This window comes from Turicibacter sp. T129, from assembly GCF_025594975.1.
Classification (GTDB): Bacteria; Bacillota_I; Bacilli_A; order MOL361; family Turicibacteraceae; genus Turicibacter; species Turicibacter bilis.
The window spans coordinates 13,966-31,716 of the sequence record NZ_JAMQUU010000011.1; the positions used below are offsets into that span (position 1 = coordinate 13,966).

At 32.9% G+C, this 17,751-nt stretch carries 21 protein-coding genes and 1 pseudogene; 16 read left to right on the plus strand and 6 right to left on the minus strand.

What is annotated here, in order from left to right; genetic code table 11:
- Positions 1 to 37: 37 nt before the first annotated feature.
- Both NEH75_RS01195 and NEH75_RS01200 read left to right on the plus strand, forming a co-directional pair.
- A complete protein-coding gene (locus NEH75_RS01195) occupies positions 38 to 1,693 on the plus strand; it encodes a hypothetical protein (RefSeq protein ID WP_262948360.1) in 1,656 nt (551 codons plus the stop codon).
- Between the two features lie 53 nt (positions 1,694 to 1,746).
- A complete protein-coding gene (locus NEH75_RS01200; protein ID WP_262948361.1) occupies positions 1,747 to 2,307 on the plus strand; it encodes a class D sortase in 561 nt (186 codons plus the stop codon).
- A 34-nt stretch (positions 2,308 to 2,341) separates the two neighbouring features.
- Here NEH75_RS01200 and NEH75_RS01205 read toward each other — a convergent pair whose 3' ends face one another.
- Both NEH75_RS01205 and NEH75_RS01210 read right to left on the minus strand, forming a co-directional pair.
- The gene (locus NEH75_RS01205; protein WP_055242433.1) at positions 2,342 to 2,914 is read right to left on the minus strand and encodes a hypothetical protein; all 573 of its coding nucleotides are present in this window, start codon (positions 2,912 to 2,914) and stop codon (positions 2,342 to 2,344) included.
- Positions 2,915 to 3,030: 116 nt separating this feature from the next.
- On the minus strand, positions 3,031 to 3,282 hold the full coding sequence (locus tag NEH75_RS01210; RefSeq protein WP_082411238.1) for a hypothetical protein: 252 nt from the start codon (positions 3,280 to 3,282) through the stop codon (positions 3,031 to 3,033).
- A 178-nt stretch (positions 3,283 to 3,460) separates the two neighbouring features.
- On the opposite strand from NEH75_RS01210, the gene NEH75_RS01215 reads away from it, so the two are divergent.
- Positions 3,461 to 4,243: a tyrosine-protein phosphatase gene (locus tag NEH75_RS01215; protein ID WP_055242435.1), complete on the plus strand. Its 783-nt coding sequence runs from the start codon at positions 3,461 to 3,463 to the stop codon at positions 4,241 to 4,243.
- Between the two features lie 89 nt (positions 4,244 to 4,332).
- On the opposite strand, the gene NEH75_RS01220 is transcribed toward NEH75_RS01215, so the two are convergent.
- The gene (locus NEH75_RS01220; protein ID WP_055242438.1) at positions 4,333 to 4,620 is read right to left on the minus strand and encodes a hypothetical protein; all 288 of its coding nucleotides are present in this window, start codon (positions 4,618 to 4,620) and stop codon (positions 4,333 to 4,335) included.
- A 150-nt stretch (positions 4,621 to 4,770) separates the two neighbouring features.
- Between NEH75_RS01220 and NEH75_RS01225 the strand changes: the two genes are divergently transcribed.
- The 4 genes from NEH75_RS01225 to NEH75_RS01240 all read left to right on the plus strand — a co-directional run bounded on the left by NEH75_RS01225 (position 4,771) and on the right by NEH75_RS01240 (position 8,447).
- The gene (locus tag NEH75_RS01225; RefSeq protein ID WP_055276995.1) at positions 4,771 to 5,271 is read left to right on the plus strand and encodes a lecithin retinol acyltransferase family protein; all 501 of its coding nucleotides are present in this window, start codon (positions 4,771 to 4,773) and stop codon (positions 5,269 to 5,271) included.
- A 400-nt stretch (positions 5,272 to 5,671) separates the two neighbouring features.
- A complete protein-coding gene (locus tag NEH75_RS01230; protein ID WP_262948363.1) occupies positions 5,672 to 6,532 on the plus strand; it encodes a hypothetical protein in 861 nt (286 codons plus the stop codon).
- 18 nt (positions 6,533 to 6,550) lie between these two features.
- A complete protein-coding gene (locus NEH75_RS01235) occupies positions 6,551 to 7,411 on the plus strand; it encodes a class I SAM-dependent methyltransferase (protein ID WP_055242444.1) in 861 nt (286 codons plus the stop codon).
- A 163-nt stretch (positions 7,412 to 7,574) separates the two neighbouring features.
- Complete coding sequence (locus tag NEH75_RS01240; RefSeq protein WP_262948364.1) at positions 7,575 to 8,447, plus strand: hypothetical protein; 873 nt, start codon at positions 7,575 to 7,577, stop codon at positions 8,445 to 8,447.
- Between the two features lie 58 nt (positions 8,448 to 8,505).
- On the opposite strand, the gene NEH75_RS01245 is transcribed toward NEH75_RS01240, so the two are convergent.
- Positions 8,506 to 8,595, minus strand: a complete 90-nt coding sequence (locus NEH75_RS01245) for a sporulation protein YjcZ (RefSeq protein WP_082411259.1) — start codon at positions 8,593 to 8,595, stop codon at positions 8,506 to 8,508.
- A gap of 194 nt (positions 8,596 to 8,789) precedes the next feature.
- Between NEH75_RS01245 and galU the strand changes: the two genes are divergently transcribed.
- The 7 genes from galU to folK all read left to right on the plus strand — a co-directional run bounded on the left by galU (position 8,790) and on the right by folK (position 13,886).
- Positions 8,790 to 9,773: a UTP--glucose-1-phosphate uridylyltransferase GalU gene (galU, locus tag NEH75_RS01250; RefSeq protein WP_055305056.1), complete on the plus strand. Its 984-nt coding sequence runs from the start codon at positions 8,790 to 8,792 to the stop codon at positions 9,771 to 9,773.
- 122 nt (positions 9,774 to 9,895) lie between these two features.
- Positions 9,896 to 10,864, plus strand: a complete 969-nt coding sequence (locus NEH75_RS01255) for a hypothetical protein (RefSeq protein WP_055305058.1) — start codon at positions 9,896 to 9,898, stop codon at positions 10,862 to 10,864.
- A 51-nt stretch (positions 10,865 to 10,915) separates the two neighbouring features.
- Positions 10,916 to 11,335, plus strand: a complete 420-nt coding sequence (locus NEH75_RS01260) for a DUF3908 family protein (protein WP_055277653.1) — start codon at positions 10,916 to 10,918, stop codon at positions 11,333 to 11,335.
- A gap of 138 nt (positions 11,336 to 11,473) precedes the next feature.
- On the plus strand, positions 11,474 to 12,076 hold the full coding sequence (gene rbr / locus NEH75_RS01265) for a rubrerythrin (protein ID WP_055277651.1): 603 nt from the start codon (positions 11,474 to 11,476) through the stop codon (positions 12,074 to 12,076).
- A 98-nt stretch (positions 12,077 to 12,174) separates the two neighbouring features.
- Positions 12,175 to 13,014 (plus strand): dihydropteroate synthase, encoded by an 840-nt coding sequence (folP, locus tag NEH75_RS01270; protein WP_055305060.1) that lies wholly within the window; start codon positions 12,175 to 12,177, stop codon positions 13,012 to 13,014.
- 15 nt (positions 13,015 to 13,029) lie between these two features.
- Positions 13,030 to 13,392, plus strand: a complete 363-nt coding sequence (folB, locus tag NEH75_RS01275; protein WP_055305061.1) for a dihydroneopterin aldolase — start codon at positions 13,030 to 13,032, stop codon at positions 13,390 to 13,392.
- 11 nt (positions 13,393 to 13,403) lie between these two features.
- Positions 13,404 to 13,886, plus strand: coding sequence for a 2-amino-4-hydroxy-6-hydroxymethyldihydropteridine diphosphokinase (gene folK / locus NEH75_RS01280; RefSeq protein ID WP_055277645.1), 483 nt, complete (start codon positions 13,404 to 13,406; stop codon positions 13,884 to 13,886).
- Between the two features lie 185 nt (positions 13,887 to 14,071).
- On the opposite strand, the gene NEH75_RS01285 is transcribed toward folK, so the two are convergent.
- Together NEH75_RS01285 and NEH75_RS13585 are read right to left on the minus strand one after the other, a co-directional pair.
- A complete protein-coding gene (locus NEH75_RS01285; protein ID WP_055242520.1) occupies positions 14,072 to 15,289 on the minus strand; it encodes a phosphodiester glycosidase family protein in 1,218 nt (405 codons plus the stop codon).
- Between the two features lie 211 nt (positions 15,290 to 15,500).
- Positions 15,501 to 15,617: pseudogene (locus tag NEH75_RS13585) on the minus strand (hypothetical protein); the annotation flags it as partial.
- A 432-nt stretch (positions 15,618 to 16,049) separates the two neighbouring features.
- Between NEH75_RS13585 and NEH75_RS01290 the strand changes: the two are divergent.
- Both NEH75_RS01290 and NEH75_RS01295 read left to right on the plus strand, forming a co-directional pair.
- Positions 16,050 to 16,616, plus strand: coding sequence for a manganese efflux pump MntP family protein (locus tag NEH75_RS01290; protein ID WP_055242462.1), 567 nt, complete (start codon positions 16,050 to 16,052; stop codon positions 16,614 to 16,616).
- Between the two features lie 24 nt (positions 16,617 to 16,640).
- Positions 16,641 to 17,597, plus strand: a complete 957-nt coding sequence (locus NEH75_RS01295; protein WP_055242464.1) for a calcium/sodium antiporter — start codon at positions 16,641 to 16,643, stop codon at positions 17,595 to 17,597.
- Positions 17,598 to 17,751: the final 154 nt, after the last annotated feature.

Sequence of the window (17,751 nt, forward strand, 5' to 3'; positions counted from 1 at the left end):
ATATGGAACTCGAAGAGAGATTAATGGAGTGAGTAGAATGAAAAGGTTAAGAAATATTTTAGTAACCATTGTTCCGTTGATTATTTTATTTTTAATAGCGGACTACGTATTACTAGTACCTCTAAATATTCGATTTGAAGAGGGATTTAATTTATTTTTTGCGTTATTAGTCATTGCGATTATTGCTTATTTTTATGAAGATGTTCGTTATATTTTTCAAGATTTAGCCAAAGGTCAATCGATTCATTTTCCAGGTAAGGCAATCAAATTTTGTGTTATCACATTGTTTGTGATTTATATTGGGTATCAAGTTTCATCTACGCCAATCCTTTTAAGTCAGCAATATCATGATTTAATCGGAGACATCGAAACAAAGGATTTCACAGAAGACATTCCGATGGTTGATTTATCAAAAATTCCAACAGTAGATGAGGCTTATGCTCGTCGCCTAGGAGATAAGAAATTAGGAGAAGATGTTGGACTTGGATCGCAAGTTTATGTTGGCGATTATACGTTAATTAGTATGAATGATGAATTATTCTGGGTTGCTCCACTTGAGCATGTGGATATTATTAAATGGTTTACAAATCGTGAAGGAACACCAGGATATATTATGGTTTCTGCAACAGATGCTCAAGATGTACGTTTAGTCCAACAAGATGCCGAAGGAAATCCTATTAAATTAAAATATTTACCATCAGCTTATTTTAATGATGATATTAGACGTAAAGTTTATTTCGAAGGAAATATGTTTGAAGGATTAACGGACTATTCATTTGAATTAGACGATAATGGTCGTCCATATTGGGTGGTAACAACTTATACGAAAAAAGTTGGAATTCACGGTGGGGCTGATGCGACAGGTGTTGTTGTAGTCGATGCTCAAACAGGTGAAACTGCGAAGTATTCAGTTGAAGATGCTCCAAAATGGATTGATCGTATCCAACCGCAATCATTTGTGATTAATCAAATTAATGATTGGGGATGGTATACAAACGGATTTATCAATACATTATTTGCGAAAAAAGGAATTATTCAAACAACACATGGGACAAATTATATGTACATTGACGGTGATTGGTATTTCTATACAGGGATGACATCAGCAGGTTCAGATGAATCGACGGTTGGATTTATGTTATCAAATACACGTACGAAAGAAACAACATTCTATAAAATTGCTGGAGCAACTGAAACAGCTGCAATGAAATCAGCAGAAGGGAAAGTTCAGCATTTAGGATATCAATCAAGTTTCCCATTACTATTAAATGTTGAAAATGAGCCAACTTATTTCATGACGTTAAAAGATAATCAAGGATTAGTTAAACAATATGCATTTGTTAATGTTAAAGATTATTCTAAAGTTGGAACGGGTGAAACACTGGATGAAGCTCGTGCAAATTATACGAAGTTAGTCTTCGGTGGACAAGGAAACTTCTCTGATATTTCATCAGGTGAGCATAAAACAATTACGGCTACAATTGACCGTTTAGGAATGAGTCAAACGGATGGGAATACGTACTATACAATTATTTTAAAAGAACATCCTGAATTACTTTTAATGGGATCTGGAACAATTTCGCCAGAATTACCAATTAGTCGTGAAGGAGATCAAGTGACTATCGAGTATATCGATGCTAAAAATAAAACAAAAACAATTGTATCGTTTGATAACTTGAGTTTTGATCAGTAAATAATAAAAAGGAGAAGCCGAAAGTCTTCTCCTTTACTATAGGGGGATTGATGATGAGAAAATGGTTTTCTATTTTATTAATTGTGATTGGAGTAGGATGTTGTGTCATGGCAATTTATCCAATCTTCGAAATGAATCAAAAAGTGAATGAATCATTACACGAGTGGGAAGGGATTAAAGCTCAACATCAACAGTCAAATGTAGACAATAAGGAGCTATTAGTTGATGGTGTAATTGGGACATTAAAAATTTCCGATTATGATAACATTATTCCAATACGTATGGGAACGACAGATGCTATTTTAAAGCAAGGGATTGGATTAGATGAAAGCACAGTTAAGCCAGGGGAAGTAGGGAATTCTGTTTTATATGGACATCGAGAAAATATTTTATGGAATCTGAAAGATGTTGAAATTGGTGACAACATTACTGTAGAAACGTTAGATGGAACGCTAACGTTTGAGATTAGTGAGATTCAAATTGTTGATCCAGAAGATCCATATATCTATCATACTGCTGAAGAACCAACGATTACTTTAGTCACGTGTTATCCATTTATTTATATGGGGCCCACTCTAGAACGGTATGTCGTTAAAGCTGTTCTATCGAAATAATTAAAAAAGTCCAACATTGTTGGACTTTTTTATATTATCGATTTTGACCTTGTGTATCTGTTGTATCAGTTGAGTTTGTTTGGTTAATGTTGAATAATCGATTCCAAGTTGATTCGAAATCTTTTACGATACGTGGTGTATGTTTTTCATCTAAGATTTTAGCTTCATTCATTGTTTGACCTGCTTCGTAGTAGTATCCACCAATAACGTTCTGATTAGCATCTGTCATAACGAAAACATCATAGTTTTTATTGTGTTTAGTTGCAGTATATTGTTGAACATTGACATCTTTTTCAACATATTCTGCTGGTTCAACCCATGTAAAAACCCATTGACCATAGATGTTTTGATCAACTGCAGTTGCTTCATTTAATTTATATGTCTGATGGGCATTTGTACCAGTAGCAGCTTTAACATCTTTATATCCTAAATCTTCAAGATATTTAACGTCAGCATCAGCTGTTTGATCAGTAGTTGTATCGTTGTTGTTTTGATTTTGAGTGGTATTATTCTGATTTGCATTGTTTTGATCGGTTGTATCTGTTTTAGTGTTTGAACAAGCTACAAGTGCTAAACCAATGAATAAAGTCATTAATAAGCGTTTCATCTTAACACGATCCTTTCGAAATAAGTTCGTATATAGTATTCATCGGTTTTAAAGTCACTATACAAAAAAAGTAAAAAAATAAGCGCATTAAAGTTTATCCTTTAATGCGCTTATTTTTAATAATTAATTCCAGCTGGAACAATATATTTATGATCATCTGCTGAACATGGTGTCACAGCGTATGTCATTTTACAATTTGGACAATTATCAATCAGTTTTGTTTTTGTATAAGTTTCTCCACAAGAACAGTTAATTGTTGCTGGTTGAGGCATTTCACGATCAGCAAAACCTTTCATACGGACTTTATCTGCAACAGCTTGTCCGTTTTCAAATTCACAACCACATTTCATTGAAATCATTTCACTCATGAGGCTCATCCTTTCTCACATTGTTAGTCTCATTATAACAAACGTCAGTCATTAAAAATATGATATAAGTCACATTTTAAATAAAAATTAAAATAAACAGATAGTTCAAAATGTCTAAAAAGTAATTTTATAGAAATTATGATAAAATAAATAAAAGAATAGACAGGGGAGGAATTAGATGATTGATTTACACTGCCACATATTACCGGGAATTGATGATGGATCAAAAGATATTGAAGAAACGTTAGAAATGGCGCGTATTGCGGTGAGTGAAGGAATTCATCATATTATTTGTACGCCACACTACATCCAATATAGTGACTATTACAATAAAGCACAAGTTGAGGCTTTAGTCGCTGAAATGAATGAGAGATTTGTTCAAGAAGAGATTGATTTGACTTTATCAATAGGACATGAAGTATATATGACACCTGATTTACCAAAGCTAGTACAAGAAGGTGAAGTCAGCACATTAAACAACTCTCAGTACATTTTAATTGAGTTTCCAATGAACGATATTCCTATGTATGCAGAAGATGTTTTTTATGAACTAAGATTAATGGGATTAACACCTATTTTGGCACATCCAGAACGTTATCCAATGATTATGGAAGATCCGAATTTATTATTAAAATTCTTAAATCTCGGTGTTTTATGCCAAGCTAATGTTGGAAGTATTCGTGGATTCTTTGGAGAACGAGTTCAACAGACAGTACTTAAATTAATTGAGCATCATATGATTCACTTTATTGCCACTGATGCGCATACACCGAGAAAACGTTCGCCAAAGGTACAAAAAGCATTAGAAGCGGTGACACAGTTAGATTCAAATTTAGCCAAAGAACTATTTATTGAAAATCCATTAAAGGTTTATCAAAATGAACTAATTGAACCGAGACAACCAATTGAGATTGTTAAAAAGAGTTTTTGGAAGTCATTATTTTCAAAGCGTCAAAAATAAGTATATAAAAAGGGCATGTATCAAAATGACTGAAATTTTAGAGTCATAGAGCTACATGCTCTTTTTGAATTTATATGAGTAGTTAGTGATTACGCATTTTTAAATAAAAGAGGTGAAAAAATGATTTCATTATCGGTTTTAACTGGGTGATTTTTAAATAAAGATTTTAAGTAGGGATCTCTAGCTGCTATTTCTTCATTAATCAAAGGTAAGTCAGAGACGATTTGTGAAGATTCATCTTCAATTTCGAAGTAATAGCGGTGGACATTAATTGAAACATTGGGATAAAGCGAACGAACGCCTTCATAGATGGCGTGTTTATGATAGGTTAAATCAGTGGTAACGCAATATGATGGATCAACGAGTTGAAATCTCATACTCTTCCTCCTTTTTTAATTAATAGGGCTTTTTGATATCAATATATATGCTAGAAGGGTGTGTTTTATGAGATATTCTCATCATTTTTTGAGCCAAATTTCATCAACTGACATATACTGTATTAACCATTGTATAGGGCGGTGAGAGTCTTGAGCAATAACAATAAACGGAATTCTTCTAATCGAGGATCAAAACCCTCTAGTTTATTGGAGAGCGTTCAGGATAAGCATCCAAAGGTTTATGGTGCATTTGATCAACTCAGTCGTATTGGGAGAACGATTGGCAATAAAATAGATAGTGATTTGAATCTTAGGATGAATCAACAATATATTCAATCAAAATATAATCTAGATTGTGCTGATCATATTTGCGTAAAAAGATTTCGTCCTACTCCGTATACCCATCATGGGTTATATTTAGGTTTTGGATTGGTGATTCATTATGATTTTAGTCATATCTGTATTGTATCGTTAGAAGAGTTTGCAAAGGGACAGCCTATTTTTACAGTAAATAGTCCCATCAAATATCCTAAGGAAGTTGTCATGTTACGAGCCTTAAGTCGATTAGGTGAAGAGAAGTATCATTTGATAACAAATAATTGTGAACACTTTGTACGTTGGTGTCGAAGTGGATCTGCTATTGATTTATAAACAGAAAGAGGAGATAATCCTCTTTTTTTGATGAAGATTTAAGGGAAATATCAAATCTGGGGATAAAACGCTATCGTTTTTTCGACAATCGATAGATGTTTAATTCGAAAATAGACAAAATATTATATTAAGCGATAAAGATTAGACAAAAATCAACGTTTAATTCTTAAATAATATAAAAAGTGGTAATAAAAATATTTATTTTTTTCCACATTATGTTAGAATATAGTTATGCACAATTTTGTGGATAGATTTCTTTATTTTTCGTCAAACTATTGATTTACTCGACGAAAATCGAGTTTTTATTTATCCACATAAGCAACTTTATTATGTAGATAGTATTGTTTATAAGTAGGGGATAGAAGTAGCTGTGTGAGTTTTAAAGGGGGATTTAGGAAATATGACATATACCACTTGTAATATTGATAAGATGATATTAACTTCAGTCACAAATAATAATTTAAAGATGGTCCCATATCAATCGCATCAGTATGATTTAGTATATATGTTTCAACGATATAGTCTAAATCCAGAAAGCTTTATACAATGGTTTATTAAAAAAATGAATTTAACGGGTAATGAAGTTGCCCTAGAGTTAGGGTGTTTTTCTAAAATTTATTGGACTCATAATTTGGAATATGCGCAGTTCTTTCAGAAATTATATTTAGTCGATGAGAAAATCGATAATATTTTACAAGCAAAACGAATTTTAAAAAAACATTCCAATGTTAATATGACCTTACATCACAGTGAAGGATTAGATATTGAAAATCAAACGGTCGATTTAGTTTATTCAAGTAATTTGGATTTGAAACTAGATTGTTATCATCCGTCACTTTTATCGGAAGTGATTCGTGTACTTAAAGCCGATGGAACTTTTTATTATACACATATCTTAGAAGATTACTATGCCTCTATTTATCGTTTATTAGAAGAATATGACTTGAATTTATATGTAAATCAACTGCTATCACGACATCTCCAATCGAATATACAAGAAGTTGAACAATTGTTAGCTAGTACTTTTTCAACGATTGAGTCGAGCGAATATCAAACTCAATGGATGGTTGATAATGTGGATGATTTAATTGGGTTTATTTTATGTGATCCAGAGTTTAAAGATATTAAGAATCAAATTTTCAAATCGGGAATCTCTAAATTTAGAGCATTTTTACAAAACAAGATAGAAAAACTTGGGGGAATTTCTGTTATAAGGAGAGTTATCGTTATTTCTTGTACACAGAAGAGAATTTATAGCTAATACTGGGGGTTGGTTATTGTGTCTTTATTAAGTCAGAAGCATTTTAATAGGTCAGCTAAAAGAAATGTGAGTATGATGGAGAATCATGAATTGAAGATTTTAAATATGTTTATTAAATATATGGCGTACTATTCTGATACAGAACTTACTGCATTTACAGATTGGATAGAGAACAATACTAAGTTTGAATTATATCAAGATTTAAAAGTACTCCATATCGGAACATATTTGAAGGAAGTATGGACGCACCAACTACAAGTTGAGAGATTTGAGATTGAAATTATTGATCAGTCATTACTGAATGTTAATGTTACAAAGAAAAAGTTGATGGATACAGGAATTAATATTTCTATTGGTCAAATGGAATATACTAATCTAATCTATGAAAGTTATACATTTGATCGTGTTTTTTCGAAAATTGCTTTTCAGCTTCAGAGTGCAGAACAACAAATTGAATCATTAAACGAAGCCAGTCGAGTTTTGAAGCCAACCGGCATTCATTATATTTTAGTAAATGAACAAAGTTTGATTAGTAGCTTATATCAATTAATGAATGAGTTCAGTAATGAATTTAATATTATTGATCCTTACCAAAAACATCAGATAGATATTGACCAGCAGTTAAAAATGCTTTATGAACAGATAGACGTGACAGAATATGAGGCGAATCATTTAATCCGTGACGTGAAGCAATGTATGTCTCTGTTTTTATCGTATGAGGATGAGAATTATATCAATTATATTGTGAAGCGTCATTTAGGAAAACAATTTAATGAATTTCTTGAAATGAAGTTTAAAACACAAGGTCCCATTATTTTAAAGAGAAAATTCAGACTATTTAAATGTAAAAATAAAAAGAATCAATTAAAGCAATTTTAGTAATCTGGTTATTTATAGTCATCATAAAAGGCTTTTATGACTAAGGTATTTTTGGTACTCTAGACATAGATTAATTAAAAATAATTATTTCCTCATTCAAATCGTTTTATCGATGCGAATGAGTTTTTTAGGCGCATCTTTTGCAGTGAAGGAGTCAACAGAGATGTCGAGATTAAAACGTTTGAACCATTGGGTGATAAACAATCGAAGTCGTATATGGATATTAATAATTGTTGCTGTACTAATGGTAGGATGTATATTTGTTAGTAAACTTCCGCGTTATGTGGATATGTATAAATATATTTTAAATGCTGAAGTATCGTTGGATAATGATGATTTAAAAGGAGCTCTTCTTAGTTTTGAGAAAGCATATGAACTGGTCCCAACTGAATTATTAGAACAGGATATTGAACGGTTGAATCAGTTAATTAAATCTAAATCCAATTTTTTAAGAGGGGAACAGGCTGAAGAAAGTCAAAATTATGAATCTGCCTATTACTACTATAATGAAGTAGATTCTATTGATGAAGAACGTTATTATCGGGCACAAGAGAAGTTACCGGAAATAGCTGAAAAGGTTGTTGAGAGTATTTATGAACAGGTTGAAAAATATTATGAGGAACATTTATATCTACTCGTTATTGGAAGATTAGAATCTGCTTTAAATTATAATATCCGAGTGGATGAGACATTAGAAAAAATTGACCAGTATAAAGACCTTTTATATAAATACTATATTGATAAAGCTCAATCAGAGGCGTTGACTTATTTTGATGATCCGCTGTTTTATCAATTATTTATTACAAGTATTGATAATGCTTTAAAATATGCCATCACAGATGAGCAAAAAGAGTACGTCTTACAACTAAAAGATGAGTTAATAAAGACGAATATCGAACGTTATCTGATATTAGTGCAGGAATCTCATAAAATTGGAGATGAAATCGTGGCAAAGAAATATATTGAACAAATATTAAGTTTAGATGCCACCAATAAAGACGTCTTTCGTTTATTAGAAGAAATATCATTAGATTAATAAAAAAGGACTCTATTAAACGAGTCCTTTATCACTTTTATAACTGAATTTTATCGGCTTAGAATCCACCATTACAGCAGCATGCGATAATTGCCAATAAAATAAATAAAACTAAGATAAAACAACAAGAATTTCCATTTCCAAACATAAATATTCACCCCACTTAAGTGATCGGTAGATTTACTACCTAATTTAATTTATGAATTTGGTGAGGATTGGTGAGTAAGATACATAAGAAATTTCATCAATTTAAATCTCTATAATAATTTTACAATGTGTAAGAATAAATTATGATATAATTGCTTTAGAAAAAGCGGTTAAAAGTGAAATGGAGATGAAATCATGCGTAAACCGGTGAGAAAGGCAGTTATTCCAGCAGCAGGATTAGGAACACGTTTTTTACCTGCAACAAAAGCACAACCAAAAGAAATGTTACCTATTGTTGATAAACCAACAATCCAATATATTGTCGAAGAAGCTGTAGCATCTGGAATTGAAGAAATTTTAATTGTTACAAGTTCAATGAAACGTCCGATTGAGGACCATTTTGATAAATCATATGAGTTGGAAGATACATTAGATAAAAAAGGAAAAACGGATATGTTAGAAATGGTTCAAGGAATTTCTAACTTAGCTCAAATTCATTATGTGCGCCAAAAAGAAGCCAAAGGATTAGGGCATGCAATTTTATGCGCAAAAACATTTATTAAAGATGAACCGTTTGTCGTTTTATTAGGTGACGACGTTGTTGTTAATGATGAAAATCCAGCTACGCGTCAATTAGTTCAAGCTTATAATAAAATTGGATGCTCAATTATGGGAGTTCAACGTGTACCCCATGAAGAGGTGTCGAAATATGGAATTGTCCGTCCATCTCAGTCTCATACACCAACCGAAAATGGTCGTATGGTGAAGTTAACAGGCATGGTTGAGAAACCAAAGGTAGAAGACGCGCCATCTGATTTAGCGGTAATGGGACGTTATGTCTTAACACCAGAGATTTTTGAAATGTTAGAAAATCAAGAGCCTGGTGCTGGAGGAGAGATTCAATTAACAGATGCAATTGACCGTTTAATGGATCGTCAAGCTGTGTATGCTTATGACTTTGAAGGTCAACGTTATGATGTTGGGGATAAGTTTGGATTTATCAAAGCAACAATTGATTTTGCTTTGAATCGTGAAGATTTAGGAAAACAAGTTCGTCATTATTTATTAAATGATATTGCACCACGTTTAAAAGCAGAATTAGAAACAGAACAAGAAGCAATTGAGCTAGTGACTGAAGAAGAAGTTTCTGAAGAAAAAACAGAATTATCGGTGGAATAGAAGAAGGGAAGTCCTCCCTTCTTTTTTTATGTTTTCGGAAAGCATTAACAAAAATAGACATCATCGTGCATATAATGTAATAGGAACCTAAAAGTTTAATTGATATAGGTGGGGTGAGAAATATGAAATTTAAAAAATCTATTTATAAAGCTGAGAAGTTATTAGATAGTTATCAACATGACCCTGATATTACATTATTGAATCCATTTAAAAAAGCAAGTAATGATATAGGAAGCAAAGGTTATTTATTGAATATTAAATATTTATATGTTTATCAGATGTTAAAAGCATCTGAAACGTTACCTGATTGGTATGTCTCATTAGCAAAATCAAAGCTCAATCGGTTAGAGTCATATTTTAATTCATCGTTTCAAAATGTTCTTCAAGATGCAAGATTAGAAACGGATACCTTAAATAAGTTCTTAACTCAGCGAATTGCATGGATTTATCAGGGAAAATTCAGGGTTTATCCGAAGACACCACTCGATTATTTACCACTTGAATTGCGATTAAAAGTTTATGTTTTTTTATATCATAATGAGGAGGATGCTAAGGCTAGATGTCATTTGAGAAATCGAATTTCTGTAACGTTAGCAAAACTGGGGCATCTAGAATTAGCCAACTTTTATAGTGTTTATAATTGGTTAATGGCACAAGATGTTATCAATACACATTTTGCAGAATCGAGTCATTTAAGACATAGTTTACACAGTCAAAAGTATGCCAGCCAATCTACGAAACGATTAGCTAAAGATGGACAAGATGTTACTATTATGACAGAGCTAAGTTACTACTACACTCAGTTATTGAATCCTAAAACCATGAAGTACGATCGTGCAAATGTAGCGACGATTGACTTAGTGGCATTGTATTATGATCAATATCCACAACTGGAGCAATTAAGCTTACCATTAAAAAACTATTTAAGAACGAAAGATAAAAAAGAATTTTATGAAAAAGTCGCTCAAAAACGAATGAAATTCATTCGAGATGTGGTTCATGTTCCATGTACCTTAAAAGAACCAAAGCTGAGCCCTGTAAATCAAGATCAGCTTGCTATTTATAATTACTTATTACGAATCACTGAATAAAAGCATGTCTACTCCCTTTTCGACATATGTTGTTGTGAAGGGAGTTTTTTTATGATTACGATTAGCCAGTTAAGAGAAAGTTCAATGCGTTATATTGATTCACAATCGATTGCGCTTATTTATATGTTAAAAGCTTTAGATGAAATCCTTATTTTAGATAATGAAATCCTCGTCTATCCTAAAAACTTATACTGTCGTGATGAGGATTTGATTCTTTATATTTTTACGCCAACCTATCAACTCATCACGATTACTTATGATTTAGAAGTGATTCGCGTAGTTACACGAAGTCTTCGTTATCTTGTGAAAAGTGAGTACCAATTAGCTGAGAATTGTCACCGATTAATCTTATCATTTGCTGATGATGAAATTATCTGCTTTCAACCGAAAAAAGATACGACATTACCGTATGTAAAAGAATTTAATTCACAGCTTGTACTGATTTGTAGATATTTACAAGAAAAATATTAATGAACAAAAAAATAGGAGAAAGCGAGTCCTTTTTGTGTGTGACTGATAGCAGATTAATTAAAGTTTGAATTTTTTTGAATAATCTTTTTTGAACCTCCCACAATAAAATTATCATTCAGATTAACGGAGGTTGGGAATATGGCATCTTTAAAAGGGACTGAAACACATAAAAATTTAATGAGAGCATTCGCGGGAGAATCGCAGGCTAGAAACCGATATACATTTTATGCAGGGATTGCACAAAAACAAGGTTATCCATTAGTAGCGGATGTTTTTAACTATACCGCTGAACAGGAACGTATGCATGGAAAAATCTTTTTTGAGTATTTAGCTGAAGAGTTCAATGGAGAAGAAATTGAGATTGATGCGGCTTATCCTGTTGATTTATATCAAGAAAATACGGTGAAAAACTTATTAGCATCTGTCGCTGCCGAAAGTCATGAACATGAACAAGTTTATCCTACGTTTGCTAGAGTGGCAAAAGAAGAAGGATTTAATCAAATTGCAGCTTCATTTAATATGATTGCTAAAATTGAGGAAATACATAGTAAACGATTTGCGAAATTAGCCAAAGAGTTAGAGGATGACACGATGTTTAAAAAGGCAACTCCCGTTGCCTGGGAGTGTCAAGTTTGTGGGCATATTCATTATGGAGTAGCAGCACCGACTATCTGTCCAGTTTGTAAGCATCCAAAGGGATATTTCAAAGTACATGGAGAAGAGCTAACTGAACAAAAATAGGCATCGAGTAATCGATGCTTTTTCTTTATTTACTTCATGAAAAAGATGAATTATACTTATACTAAGTTATGGATATTGATGAAAAATGAGGGATTATGATGTGGCCAAGTGAAAAAAAGACATTAATTATGGGAATATTAAACACTACCCCAGATAGTTTCTCAGATGGAGGAAGTTATCAAGATTTAGATGAGATTGTGGCTCGAGCTAAACAAATGGTAGCAGATGGGGCCGATATTATTGATGTCGGTGGTGAATCGACACGTCCGGGTTCAACTATTGTAGAACTTGAAGAAGAGTTAGCGCGTGTAATTCCTGTTATTAAACGATTAGCGAGTGAAATTGATGTGCCCATTTCAGTAGACACTTATAAAGCAGAAGTGGCAAGACAAGCGGTTGAAGTGGGAGCGACAATTATTAACGATATTGGTGGTGCTAAGTTTGATCCATTAATGCCAGAAGTTATGGCTCAAAGTGGTGCTTATGTTATTTTAATGCACAATCGTAAGCCGAATTTAAATGAAACAAATTGTATCACTACGATTAGTGGTGAATTAACAGAATATGAAGATATTGTTGATACAGTGAAAGCTGAGCTGAAAGAGTGTATTGATCTAGTGAAAGTAGCTGGAGTACCAGACGATAAAATTATTATTGATCCAGGAATTGGTTTTGCTAAAACTGTTGAGGGTAATATTGAATTAATGCAACGAGTTTCCGAATTACATGACCTAGGGTATCCAATTTTACTTGGTGTAAGTAAGAAAGGATCGATTGGACATTTACTTGGCGGGCTTGATGTTAACAATCGTACGGAAGGTACAATGGCAGCTACTTGCTTTGCTGTGAGTCAAGAAGTTGAAATTGTGCGTGTACATGATGTACTTGAAAATTCGCGGGCAGCAAAAGTGATGCAAACCCTTTTAAATTATGTATAAAGTGAGGATATAAATATGGGAAAAATTATGTTGAATGATATGATTTTTATTACACGCCATGGGGCTTGTCCACATGAATATGAATTTGATCAAAAATTTAAAGTGGATGTATGGATGACAACAGATTGTGTCGCAAAAGCAGGAGCAGTTGATGCGTTAAATTTAACGATTAATTACGCGGATGCGTATGCTTTAGTTGAAGATGTGATGTATGGTGAACATGTTGATCTATTAGAAACGTTAGCTTATCGTATTGGAAATAAGTTAATTGAAACTTATCCATCAGTTGAGAAAGTAAAAGTTGAGGTTCGTAAAATGCAACCACCCATCGCAAACTTTAATGGCACAGCTGCTGTTAGTTTAACAGTGACACGTTAGGAGCGATGACAATGAATAAAGCCTATTTAGGACTAGGTTCAAACATGGGAGATAAAAAGCGTTATTTGTATGATGCGATTCAAATACTAAATCATCACGAACAAATAATGATTACGACGTTATCATCTTTGTATGAAACAGTCCCATGGGGATATGTTGATCAAGATATTTTTATGAATTTGGTTGTTGAAATTGAAACGACGTTAGCTCCAATTGAACTATTGGATGTTTGTCAACAGATTGAAAATGAGCTGGGACGTGTACGTGAGTTTAAGTGGGGACCTCGTGTGATCGATGTGGATATTTTAATTTATAATGATGAGGCCATTGAGTGTGAACGTTTAATCGTGCCACATCCATATATGACAGAACGTGATTTTGTGATGATTCCACTAGCAGAGATTTGTCCACAGTTAGTTGTTAAAGAAAAAAAGGTACAAGATTGGGCACAAAATTTTAATCAAGAAGCCTTAAAAATTATTTCATCAAAATAAAAAGGAAGCCAAGGCTTCTTTTTTTGTGTTTTTGACTTAAACAGTCCAATTTTCTATGTAAAAGAGATGTTCTTAATTCATCACTTACATGGGTGGAGACTTTATTTTATTTATACAGATGATTGTTATTTAGTAAAGAAATGGAGTTATGTAAAAAAAGAACTTTCATTTATGAGAAAGTTCTTTTAGAAATAAATCATATCGACCACTGAGCGCTCACTTCCATCAGAGGGAGTGTTAATTAATTTTCCTTGGAAGTAAAGGCTAGTCGATCCACCACCATCTAAGTTATAGGCAGTTTTGCATCCGAGATTTAAAAAAATTTGTTGAAGTTCATTTAAGGTCATTCCATCCGCACCTTCCATTCGCCCTTCAACAACAACAATCACATATCGATTATCATTGAGTTGACCAATTGCGGTTCTTGGATGACGACTTTTATCACTTAACTGAGTAGCTTGTCCATCTCGAATAAGAATAGGACCAAAAGTAAAGGTTTGCTCAATATCACCGGAATTAAATTCTTCTTCTGTATTAACAGTTGTAAAATTTAAATTGCCATCTGATTGTAAAGATAAAATTTCCTCTGTATAGGCAGAGTCAAGGCTAATAAGTTCTCCGTTGCGAACGACAGTTCCCATCGGTTTATTTGTTTTAGCATAAAAGCCTGAGGCGTTAATGGCAAGTACGGCATTTAAACGATTGGCCATAGAGGAGATAGTCTCCCGATTTCCATTGTACGTATCATTGGCCATCGCCCCTTTTAGAGGAGTGGTATCAGACGAAATCACTTCAGTGACCCAATAATGCTGATTTTCCGTTCTTGTTTCAACAAGTTTTACTTTTAAATCATCTTTAATATAAAAATGTTCGTTAATTTCATTATAATAGTTTTGGATTTTATCATGTTCTTTTTGAACTTCATTTTTTGCTGTCTCTAGTTCGCTCGCTTTAGTTTGTGCCTCTCCAAGAAGTTTTCGATATTTTGTTTCAAGATCTATAACACTGAGTGGTCGTTCGGCGATATATTGTTCGTTTAATTTAGTTAGTTCATCTAACTGACTGCTCAAGCTACTAATATTCTGATTGAGTTGCTCATTTTGCTCAGTTAATGCTACAAGTTGATCTTCTTGAGATGTATTTTCATCTTCTAATGTTAGTTTTGTTTGTAGGGCCTCTTCTAGTTGTTGTTGTAGCGAATGATTGGCATCAATTAATGCTGTTTGGGCATGATGTTGTTGATCAATTGTTTGATTTTGTTGCTCAATTTTAGTATTTAATGATTTAATGAGTGTGCTTGTTTCGTAATAATAGTACGCGCATCCCCCAATAATTAAAGTTAAAATATTAAGTGTGATAATATTAAACCAAATCTTTTTTTGTTTATTTTGATAACGGCTCACAGCATTCACCTCCATATGATTTTCTCATTATACACTGTGAAGGCGACGAAAAAGTTGGATTTACGTCGTTTGAGTTGTAAAGAAGTCATAAGATTTTAGATAAATTAAAAAGCCCTCATCAAAAGAATGGAGGCTTTTACTTGCTAGTCTAAACTAATATTCTAGTAACTGAAGCGACTATGATACTGATGAACTTTAAATTAGGTTAGCCCTAGTTAATAACTAAGACCTTACTATCAATGACATATGGCATAAAGTTAGTGATTTTTTCAGATGATAAGTCATCAGCTAGACTATGGATATTAATTGAACGTAATTGACCTTGTGAATTTCTAAATTTACATGTTCAAGTAGTTGTTTCATTCATATTAAAATTTCCCTATAATAAGTTTAGATTGAAGTCGTTCAAGCTTGATCACCCATTCATGGCATAGATATAGCAGAATCTGTGAATTAGTGTGTTAAAATTGATATTTTTGTAAATACTAAGAATAGTCTCTTTAGATATTGGTATAATTTTCTTGATTTATAAAATCTAAATATAGTATAATAATCTCGTTATAATTAAATAACTCATTTAATGATGAGGGAGTAGTTGGCATCTTTGATGTGATTAAGTCAACAACCGCGAACTTAGTTTCTGGCTTAATATTAAATAACGAGACTCATACATAACAGCTTTTTTTGTTATGTAAGATTCTCGTTTTTTTATTGCGTACTTTTCTCAGCTTAAATGAAAAAATTAAATAGGAGGTCACTTATGGGGCTTATTACATTGGTCTTTGTTGCGATTAGTTTAGCGATGGATGCTTTTACCGTAGCTATCGCAAAAGGGATTAGTTTGAAAGAAGCTAAACCTCACCAAGCAGCGAAAGTTGCATTATTCTTTGGTGGTTTTCAGGCACTAATGCCGTTTATTGGATGGGCATGTGGACAAAGTTTTGAAAAATATATTCATGCCTTTACACCATGGATTGCTTTAATTTTATTATGTGCTATTGGTGGAAAGATGTTATATGAGTCTTTTCAAGATGATGAGGATGAGTTTGAAGAGGGCAATCCATTAAGTACGAAATCTTTAATGATTTTGGCCATTGCAACGAGTATTGATGCATTAGCAGTTGGAGTGACGTTTGCCTTTTTAAATGTGAATATTCTTTGGGCGATCACTTTAATTGGAGGAATTACGTTTGTCATTAGTTATGCTGGAGTCGTGCTTGGAAACAAAGTTGGAAAATATTTAAAAAATTATGCCGAGATTGTCGGAGGTATTATTTTAATTATTATTGGTCTGAGTATTTTCTTACAAAATACAATCCTAGGATAAAATTTAATAAAGGATGTGAAATAAATGAGTTATATTATCTTGGTTATTGGTTTCATTTTATTAATTAAAGGTGCGGATTGGTTCGTAGATGGCGCGTCTTCAATTGCAAAATCATTGAAAATTCCTAGTTTAATTATTGGATTAACCATTGTGGCATTTGGTACAAGTGCCCCAGAAGCAGCAGTTAGTATTACAGGAGCATTTGCAGGTGCAAATGATATTACAGTTGGGAATGTTGTTGGATCGAATATTTTCAATTTATTAGTTGTTGTTGGAGTAGCCGCCTTTATTTGCCCCTTAAATGTTAAACGTTCCATTATTGCGAAGGAGTTTCCATTTGCAATTATGGGGGCTTTCGTTCTTATCGTTTTAGGATATGATTCAAAATATCATAATTATCCCGATAACGTCTTAACACGTGCAGATGGAATTATGTTATTAGTGTTACTTGGAATCTTTATGTACTATCTAATTGAATTAGCCTTAACCTCTCGTAAAAATGGTACGGATGAGGAAGAAGAGATTAAAACGTACTCAATGCCAAAAAGTATTGGATTATGTTTAGTCGGAATTGTTGGAATTGTTTTAGGTGGTGACTGGGTAGTTGATGCTGCTTCTGATATTGCCATTACCTTTGGAATGAGTCAAAGTATGGTCGGATTAACAATTGTAGCAGTGGGAACTTCACTTCCAGAGCTAGTCACATCAATTGTGGCAGCTCGTAAAGGTGAAAGTGACATTGCCCTTGGTAACGTAATTGGATCGAATATCTTTAATATTTTCTTCGTATTAGGTATTTCATCATTTATTCATGAAATCACAATTAATAATGCCGTCTTCTTTGATATGTTCATTATGTTAGCAGCGTCATTCATTACTTATGGATTTGCGGCTTCAAAACGTAAAATTAATAAACCAGAGGGTGCCTTCTTAGTGTTGCTTTATGTAGCATACATGGCATTTGTTATTTGGAAAGGATAAAAAGAGAGTGAGACTCTCTTTTTTATTTTGAGTGTGTTTGAGATAAAGGTTGAGGTTTCAAAACATGGATATGAATAACTGCTATATTTTGAAGTGATGGAGCGACAATTTAAATAAATTAGTATGTTTTAAAGGTAAGCGGGTAATATAAACC